The organism is Streptomyces sp. UH6 (assembly GCF_013421635.1).
GTDB classification, from domain to species: Bacteria; Actinomycetota; Actinomycetes; order Streptomycetales; family Streptomycetaceae; genus Streptomyces; species Streptomyces abyssomicinicus.
Genome location: NZ_JACADT010001182.1, coordinates 1 through 1,561 on the forward strand (window position 1 = coordinate 1; position 1,561 = coordinate 1,561).

A 1,561-nucleotide genomic window follows, 5' to 3' on the forward strand; every position below is an offset into this window, starting at 1 on the left:
CAGGGTGCGGTAGCGGCCGGGCTCGGCCTCGGCCGTCGTGGCGTCGGCGGCGCCCGGCTTGGAGTCGTCGGCCTGCCCGCCCTCCGAGGGACCGCCGCTGCAGCCGGCCAGCACGGCCGCGAGCAGGGCGGCGGTGCCGATGGTGTACGCCTTCCGCGGCACGGTCGGGCTCCTCTCACGGGGGTTAATCGGTTGCCGGGGGGACGGGGGCCCGGCAGACAATGTGTATCGCACACGCCGCCGGGAACGCCGGTTCGCGGTCCCTTTCGTGACGTTGGTCATGATTCTCAGTTCTGTATGAGCTTGTCGGCTTCTGTGTGATTTCCGTTGTCGTTTTTGGGGGAGATGGTCGGTCATGTCGTACGTCGAGGTGCCGGGCGCCAAGGTGCCGATCCGCATGTGGACGGATCCGGCCTCGGTCGAGGACGTGGCCATGCGCCAGCTCCACAACGTCGCGACGCTCCCGTGGATCAAGGGCCTGGCCGTGATGCCGGACGTGCACTACGGCAAGGGCGCGACGGTCGGCTCGGTGATCGCCATGCAGGGCGCGGTCTGCCCGGCGGCGGTGGGCGTCGACATCGGCTGCGGGATGTCCGCGGTGAGGACGTCGCTGACCGCGAACGACCTGCCGGGGGACCTCTCGCGGCTGCGCTCGAAGATCGAGCAGGCCATTCCGGTGGGCCGGGGCATGCACGACACCCCGGTGGACCCGGGACGGATGCACGGCTTCGCCACCGCGGCCTGGGACGACCTGTGGGAGCGGTTCGACGGGATCGCCGAAGCGGTCAAGTTCCGTCAGGATCGCGCCTCCAAGCAGGCGGGAACGCTTGGAAGTGGAAACCACTTCATTGAGTTCTGTCTCGACACCGAGGGCTCGGTGTGGCTGATGCTGCACTCCGGGTCGCGGAACATCGGCAAGGAGCTCGCCGAGCACCACATCGGCGTCGCCCAGCGGCTGCCGCACAACCAGGGGCTGGTCGACCGCGACCTGGCGGTGTTCGTCGCGGACACGCCCCAGATGGCCGCCTACCAGAACGACCTGTACTGGGCGCAGGAGTACGCCAGGTTCAACCGGTCGATCATGATGGCGCTCTTCAAGGACGTGGTCCGCAAGGAGTTCAAGAAGGCCAAGGTGACCTTCGAACCCGAGATCAGCTGCCACCACAACTACGTCAGCCGTGAGCGGTACGAGGGGATGGACCTGCTGGTCACCCGGAAGGGCGCGATCAGCGCGCGGTCCGGCGAGTACGGGATCATCCCGGGCTCCATGGGCACCGGCTCGTACATCGTGAAGGGGCTGGGGAACGACAAGTCGTTCAACTCGGCGTCGCACGGCGCCGGCCGGCGGATGAGCCGGAACGCGGCCAAGCGGAGGTTCACGGCGGCGGACCTGGAGCGGCAGACGCAGGGCGTCGAGTGCCGCAAGGACTCCGGCGTGGTGGACGAGATCCCGGCGGCCTACAAGCCGATCGAGCAGGTCATCGACCAGCAGCGGGACCTGGTGGCCGTGGTGGCGCAGCTCAAGCAGGTCGTCTGCGTCAAGGGCTGACCGGGTGCCCGC

General features: G+C 68.5%; 1 protein-coding gene. It reads left to right on the forward strand.

Annotated features, from left to right (window positions below):
* The first annotated feature begins 355 nt into the window (after nt 1-355).
* On the forward strand, nt 356-1,549 hold the full coding sequence (locus HW445_RS30420) for an RtcB family protein (RefSeq protein WP_180224020.1): 1,194 nt from the start codon (nt 356-358) through the stop codon (nt 1,547-1,549).
* Nucleotides 1,550-1,561 lie beyond the last annotated feature (12 nt).

Coding starts and splice junctions, on each gene's coding strand:
- HW445_RS30420 (WP_180224020.1), top strand. CDS start 356: ATGTCGTACGTCGAGGTGCCGGGCGCCAAGGTGCCGATCCGCATGTGG.